This window comes from Streptomyces sp. bgisy027 (assembly GCF_057710365.1).
In genome coordinates, this window is sequence record NZ_JBYIVZ010000109.1 from 1 (window position 1) to 6,479 (window position 6,479).

At 67.2% G+C, this 6,479-nt stretch carries 8 protein-coding genes; 4 read left to right on the forward strand and 4 right to left on the reverse strand.

Annotation, left to right across the window (positions count from 1 at the left end):
* The first annotated feature begins 1,073 nt into the window (after window positions 1–1,073).
* Both AC3ETA_RS47415 and AC3ETA_RS47420 read left to right on the forward strand, forming a co-directional pair.
* Complete coding sequence (locus AC3ETA_RS47415) at window positions 1,074–1,724, forward strand: MarR family transcriptional regulator (RefSeq protein ID WP_432199107.1); 651 nt, start codon at window positions 1,074–1,076, stop codon at window positions 1,722–1,724.
* Complete coding sequence (locus tag AC3ETA_RS47420) at window positions 1,718–2,134, forward strand: hypothetical protein (protein WP_432199108.1); 417 nt, start codon at window positions 1,718–1,720, stop codon at window positions 2,132–2,134. Before AC3ETA_RS47415 ends, AC3ETA_RS47420 begins: the two co-directional genes overlap by 7 nt.
* Window positions 2,135–2,218: 84 nt before the next feature.
* Here the strand turns inward: AC3ETA_RS47420 and AC3ETA_RS47425 are convergent, their stop codons facing one another.
* Window positions 2,219–2,932 (reverse strand): hypothetical protein, encoded by a 714-nt coding sequence (locus AC3ETA_RS47425; protein ID WP_432199109.1) that lies wholly within the window; start codon window positions 2,930–2,932, stop codon window positions 2,219–2,221.
* Window positions 2,933–3,061: 129 nt separating this feature from the next.
* Between AC3ETA_RS47425 and AC3ETA_RS47430 the strand changes: the two genes are divergently transcribed.
* Both AC3ETA_RS47430 and AC3ETA_RS47435 read left to right on the forward strand, forming a co-directional pair.
* Entirely contained in the window at window positions 3,062–3,751 is a 690-nt protein-coding gene (locus tag AC3ETA_RS47430; protein ID WP_432199110.1) for a hypothetical protein, read from the forward strand.
* 214 nt (window positions 3,752–3,965) lie between these two features.
* Window positions 3,966–4,487 (forward strand): hypothetical protein, encoded by a 522-nt coding sequence (locus AC3ETA_RS47435; RefSeq protein WP_432199111.1) that lies wholly within the window; start codon window positions 3,966–3,968, stop codon window positions 4,485–4,487.
* A 238-nt stretch (window positions 4,488–4,725) separates the two neighbouring features.
* Here AC3ETA_RS47435 and AC3ETA_RS47440 read toward each other — a convergent pair whose 3' ends face one another.
* The 3 genes from AC3ETA_RS47440 to AC3ETA_RS47450 all read right to left on the reverse strand — a co-directional run bounded on the left by AC3ETA_RS47440 (window position 4,726) and on the right by AC3ETA_RS47450 (window position 5,673).
* Window positions 4,726–4,983 carry a hypothetical protein gene (locus AC3ETA_RS47440; RefSeq protein ID WP_093780635.1) on the reverse strand — a complete coding sequence of 86 codons (258 nt, stop codon included), beginning with the start codon at window positions 4,981–4,983 and terminating at the stop codon, window positions 4,726–4,728.
* The gene (locus AC3ETA_RS47445; protein WP_432199112.1) at window positions 4,973–5,203 is read right to left on the reverse strand and encodes a hypothetical protein; all 231 of its coding nucleotides are present in this window, start codon (window positions 5,201–5,203) and stop codon (window positions 4,973–4,975) included. Before AC3ETA_RS47445 ends, AC3ETA_RS47440 begins: the two co-directional genes overlap by 11 nt.
* A gap of 260 nt (window positions 5,204–5,463) precedes the next feature.
* A complete protein-coding gene (locus AC3ETA_RS47450) occupies window positions 5,464–5,673 on the reverse strand; it encodes a hypothetical protein (protein ID WP_432199113.1) in 210 nt (69 codons plus the stop codon).
* Window positions 5,674–6,479 lie beyond the last annotated feature (806 nt).

Here is a 6,479-nt window from a genome sequence, read left to right on the forward strand (position 1 = left end):
ACTCACGGGCTGCGCCCGCTCGCGCAGCGGCCGCCCTCGCCCCCGACCGATCCGGGGCCTCCGCTCCGCTCCAGCCCCAACACTCCCCGCCCGTAGGGCGGCTGAGGGGAAAAGCAGCAGCAAGGAGAGGGGGAGGGCGGGGAAACAGGCCAGGCTGAGCGTGACCTGACGCAGCGACAGGAGAGCGGCAGTGGTGAGAGGGAGGTGAACGCGGGCCGAATTGCGGGAGCCGAAAGGGGGATGACGGAGAATTAGGGACTGGAGCAGACAGGGAAGTGCATGTGGAATGATCCGACTGTTCACGGTGCTTCAAAGGTATTGGCTAGATGAAGACTGGAATGGACACTAGCCGCCGGCACGCACTGGGCGAGAGGTTGCGGATTACTGAAGTAGATTCCGATCACAGAAAAGGGATAGGAGTTGGTACGCCGGAAGAAACGTGGTAGCCGAAGGGCATCCAGAAAAGGTTGGGTAAATGGATGAGAAAGGCGCATGGTTTGAATTCGAAGAGAAGAAGAGGCTGAGTCGCGATCAGAAGGTTGCGGGATACCTGGGTGAGGCGAAGACGGTAGGAGGCTGGTTACGGCGCTGTGCGAGGTAGATGAGGGCCTTCGCGGGCGGGATTGGTCGGTGGCGAGGGTGACGGCCCTGGAGGGATGGAACGAGGTGGGGCGCGCTGTCGGGAGTTGGGACGGGGTGCCGTCGGTCCGCCGTGGGCCCATGGGCGAGGCGACCTAGTGCTCGCCTCGCCCATGGGCGTCTTAAGGAAAAGAGGACCGGTGCAGAAATCCGGTTCTGACCTGCACTTTTGCGGAGGAGGATGTGTTGGCGCTGACACATTGACCTGCGGAAATGTGTCAGCGGTGCCACGCCGACACCCATATTCGCTAAGCCAGCTTGTATAAGTGTGCATCGTTGCTGGTGGGGCGGGGGTTCCATGTAGCAGGGCGAGGTTGGGTGGTGTCGGTGCCGACACCGAAGCGCCACGCCAGCATGTACAAATCTGCCAACCTAGGTTGGCTAACTGCTAGGGTCCGTGTTCAGGACCCCCAAGATCGAGGACAGGAACGCCGATGCCTCGCCAGCCCAAGCGCCCTTCCTCCGGCCGCAGCAAGGGCCGGATTGCCGCCGTACCGCCCGGTGGCGACAGTGCCTTCCGGGAGACCCTGTCGTCTCGGCTCGGGAAGGACATCCAGCCGCCGACGCGCAAGCGGCCGGTGCAGCAGATGGACGTCAGCGTGCGGTACACGTACCGGGCGCCTCACGAGGTGTACGGCCGGTCCGGCTACAGCGTGGTGTCGAACGACTTCCTCGCGGACGTCCTGGCCGTGCTGATTGCCCAGCACGGGATGTCGCCGATCCAGTCCGCGGTCCTGCTGTGGTGTATCGGCCGACAGCGCGAGGGGTGGCTGCGCGCTACGCACAAGAAGATCGCCGATCGGCTGGGCGTGGAGCGGTCGAACGTGACCAGGGCGCTAGGGCGGCTTGAGGAGTGGCACATGCTTCAGCGCGTCGATACCGGCCTGATCTTCGTGAACCCGCTGCTGGGCTTCGAGGGCAACGGCGACCGGCAGCAGGAGATCCTGGAGGCATTGAGGAACGGCGCGGCCGAGGGAGCCTTCCCGGAGGTGAAGCCGCCGCCGGCGCCGCGCAACGTGCAGCTGGAACTCGGGGCCGAAGACGGGGACGATGAAGGTGTCGATGAGGAGGGGCGGGCATGCTGATCCAGGCGAGTGCTGGTTTCGGAATGTTGTACCGGCTGGACCTCACCAAGGCCGCGACAGACCTCCTGAGCGCCCTCATCGAGCGCCAGGAGCCCGGAGGCGAGGTGAACGCCTCCCAGGCCGAGCTGGGGGCCCGCGTGGGCCTGTCACGGAACTCCGCGAACACGGCGATGGCACTGCTGGAGAGCCGGAACCTCGTGCTGCGGCCCAAGGACCGCAAGTACCGCACGTACTACCTTCACCCGTACATCGCCTCCTACGCCTCCCAGGAAGAGCTGGAGGAGGCGATCGAGGACGCTTCCGAGCGGATCGCCACGGGAGAGCTGCCCGAGATCAGCGTGCCGGTGTACCAGACCGCGCCGCCCAAGCGACAGTCCCAGAGCCTCAAGGCCATCCGGGCCGCCGGATAGCAAGGCGTTCCCGACGCCTACGGCGCGGTGCCGTAGGCGTCGGGAACGCAGGTCAGCCGCGCGCAGAGTTGATCTGGTCGCCGATCAATTCTGGTTCACCGGCCAGACCGCCGCTGGATCGCAACGGGCCGGGCAGGCCAGCAGGTAGACCTCGTTGCCGAGGAACAGGTTGTAGGTGTCGATGCCGACGCTGTAGGGCTGCTCCGGTTGGCCGGCGTGAGTGGCGAATTCCATGTCCTCCGGCACCTGGCATACGTACACCAGTTCGGTGCCGCACGCGCACCGGTAGTACTCGGGAAACTGCGCCCAGGACGGTGTACCGCCCACCTTGAACCCCTGGGCTCCCCGCCCTTGCCCGGCGGCAGCATCCGTGGAGGACCGCAACGTCAGTGGCAGGGCGCGCAGAGACTGTTCGACCTCCGCCGCGGGCAGAGCCGCGGCACGCTGGAGCAGCACCCGCCAGAACGGGTGGGGGTAGGGCGGCTGCGGAGCGTCCCAGTACCGCGGCACGAGCCGGCCATCGTCGGCCAGCTGAGGGTCGGAGGCGTCATTGTGGGTGCGGCAGTGGAAAACCATCAGGTGGTCTCCGCCGAACGGCTCCAGGTCCGCAGGCAGGTCGAGCTGGAAGAACAGAACCATCCGCTCGCCGCAGAAGCACTCTGGCCAGTCCTGGCCATCGCCGAGGAAGGGCCAGCCGCCCACCGAGTTCCGTACCGGCCGGTCCAGCAGTTCGGTTCCGACCTCGAGCGCATAGGCGGGCAGCGCCGCTCGCAGTTTCTCCACGTCCGGTTCGATCACCTGTTCACCCTAACCGCGGCAGTACGAAACCGTGATCACTCGCTCGTACCCTGCATAGGAAACTGCAGGTCATTCCAGTTGTCACACCCCTTCGGTTCACTGTTTGCGGACTGAACCAAGGGGTGGGACATGTTTGAGCTGGTACACAACGACCCGCGCGGCTGGCTGCGGCACTACCTCAAAAGGAACCCAGTTCCCGAACAGGCCCCAGAAGCCACCGGATTCGTCTACGTGCTCGCGATCACCGGAACCACGTCATACGTCAAGGTGGGATCAACCACCCGACCCCGCGCCCGCTTCGAGGCGCTGCGCACCGAAGCCCACCACGCCGGGGCCGCTGTAACGCAGGCCTGGCTCTCCCCGGCGCACCCCACCTACCAAAGCAGCGAGGCCCACGCGCTCAAGGCCTGCCGCGCCATCTCTGCGTCATCCACACCGCGCAGCGAGTACTTCCCCTCCCTCGACTTCACGACAGCGCGACGCGAGACGATCAGAGCTGTCCTGGGCTTCCGCAATACCCCTCGGGTGTCGACGACCACACAGGCCGCAGGCCTCCACGAGCCGATCCCTTTGCACGTCGACCTACGTCTGGCCCCCAGCGCGTGGGAGATCGACCTTCGGCAGAGGGAGTACTTCGCTCAAGGCAGCGCCCGCACCCGCTTCCGCAGACGGAATGCCGAATCCTCCGCACGATGCCACCCCGGACCCGGATCGGACTTCGATCGGGCCCTTCGGGAGTTCGCTCGGCCGTCTGCTCCAGTGATCGATCTATCGTCCCGCCGTCGCAGGAGCTCGACGGCGGCAGGACGACCTGTGTGACATGCGCTGCCTGCACAGCAGCACTGTGCAGCAGTTGAACGCGCGTCTGCTGCAGGAGCAGCACCCGTGTGCCGTCCTCCAGCCGTCGGCCTGGCTTCGTCCACGAGTCTCGACAGCACTGCCCGCCCAGTTGGTGGGCCGAACGGGGAGCGCGCAGCGCACTGACGTACGGTCGCCCCATGGCGCACGCGATGGAATCCCTCCCGGTGGCCCCGTGAGTGGCTGGTGGGCTTACCTGGAAGAACGGACCCGCCGGGCGGTCGATGCTGAGGTGCTGCGCGACCGCCGGATGACGGCGGTCAAGTCCGTGTGGAAGGCCCTGCGCCCCCTGGGGTTGAGCCTGAACGAGGCGGAGCAAGTGGTCCACGCGCGCTACGAGGCCCTCGGCGAGCATGTGCAGCGCAGGCCACCCGATCCTCTCGACGTACCTTCACTCGCATCTCGAGCTGCGGTCCTCCCGGGCCGTGTGGCTGCTGTCGAGGCTCTTTGGGACGGCGATACCGTCCACGACTGGTTCGTGCTGCTGGTCGCGGTCCTGGACGACCCGGCCGGGGAAGGCCACCTGGCAACGGTCTTCCACCGTCCTGACGGCTCTCCTCCGGGCATCGCCGCTGCGGAGGCCGGCCGGGCCCTGGCCGACTACCTCAAGGTGCCGTTCCACTTCGCATCCCCGGACGTCCCCGATGACGAAGCCCTTCGCTGGCGGGCAGTCCAGCGTCCGGCCGAAGGGTCGTGATCGAAGCCATGCGTGGATCGCGGCGACGCCCGGAGCGAGGCGGGGCTGCCAAGTGCCTCCCGTTCTCGTGAACATCACCCCGGAGTCGAAACTCGTGAACAGAGCCATCGGCCCGAGTGTCATCGCTCTCCGGCGCCAAGAGCAGCACCCCGGCCACCCACGAACGGCACCCTGCAGAGGAAGCAGCAGCGCCCCGGACCAAGGAAGTCCGGGGCGCTACACAGGTGCTCGGGAGGTCCTACGCCTCGACGTAGGCGACGATCGTGATCGACCCCAGGGCCGTCACGTAGTAGATCACCCGCACGCCGTCGATCTCGTCGACGTAGTCGCGCAGCAGGGTGCCGGGCACCTCGGTGCCGAGCTCGGGGTTGACGCTGATCGCGACGATCGCGCGGTCCAAGCGGTGCGTCTCGGACGCGGTGAGTTTCGCCAGCTGGGTGAGCGCGGGCTCCACCAGGATGACGCGGGAGCGCCGCGCGCCGTGCTCAGGCGACACGAGGCTCCTCGCCAGCGAGGCGGGCGAGGTGGGCGTCGCGGGCGACCTCCCACGGCACGCCGGCCTCCGGCGAGGGGTAGCCGTTCTCGGCGATGTCCTCCAGCACGGAGGCGAGGACGTCGACCCGCGCGCGCTGGTCGGCCGCGTACTTGCGGACCGATTCGGCGGCGGATTCGTCGAGCGGCTGGCGGTCGGGCGCGGCGGCCGGCTCCTGGCTCATCGAAGGCTCCCGGGGCGTGATCTGGGGTGGGTTCTCACGGTATCGCCGGGGCGTGGCACCGGTCTGCGGTACGGACGAAACCCGCCCGATGACACAGATGAACAGTGACACAGATGCCCACGGCGACCTGGGAAAACAGGGAGCTGATGACACAGATCGGCGCCGATGGCACAGGTGCGGGGACCCAGTGGACCCAGGACCCCAAGCGGACCCAGGTGCGTACGGCGCTGCTGGGTCCCGTCGGGCGGGTCAGGCCGGGGTCATTGGCCGGCCTGAGACAGGCCCTCCGCGAGCTGGGTGACGACGTCCAGGATCGTCTGCCCGAAGGCGGTCGGCGCGATCAGCACCCCGAAGGTGAGGCAGATGACCACGGTCATCTTCTCGTCGAACCGGCTCCGGGCGTGCGTACGTCGGCGCAGCCGCACGACGATGATGATGGCGAGCAGCACCGCCACGTTGATGGTCACGATCACGTGCCCGGACCTCCCGTCAGGCCACAACTGCCTTGCGAACACCGCACGTTCACTCCGGTGTTCTTGTGTAGCGCGAAAGGACCAAGACCGCGCCGGGGTTGACGGGGGTTGGCGGCAAAGCGGCCCTCCTGGCTTGATTGCGCAGGTCAGGGATGTGGCGGGTGTGGGTGAGCGAGGCCTGCGGTAGCGGGTGCGGACCGTGACGTCGCGGGCGGCGGGGAGCACCCTGGGCCCATGCGCACCAAGGACGTCAGGGTGGGGCAGACGTACCGTTGCGAGGTGCTGTTCGCTGCCGTACCGGCGGTACCGGCCGGAGACGATGGGCGACTTCTGGTGGGCGCTGAGCTGGCTGCGGGGGACGTACTTCCCGCTGTCCGTCACGGACGTCAGCCGGCGCACTCCATACAGAACTGCTTCGGCATCCGCTGACCTGCGGCCTTCAGTAGGACAAAGCATGGTGGTTGTCACCGATGCGGCGCGCTACCTGTCACCAGCAGCAAGCGAAGCAGGGGCGATGTCACCGCGTTCGGCTTCTGGTGGGCAGGGGCGGCCCTCGGCGATCACGGGCCATATTTCACGCGCCCTACGCGAACCCCGCACCTACGATCACCTGGTACGACTGCTGGAGGGGCGGGAATGCTTGAGGACATCGAGGACGGGACAGCGGCAGCGACGCGGCTCGCGGGAGGTGCGCCGCTTCAAAGCACGCTTGATGTCGCCGACCCCGGTGGCTGGCTCGCGCTGGACGCAGGAGTGCGTGAGGTGGCCTGGCACCGCACGCAGTTCCTGCCGGGGTGGGAGCG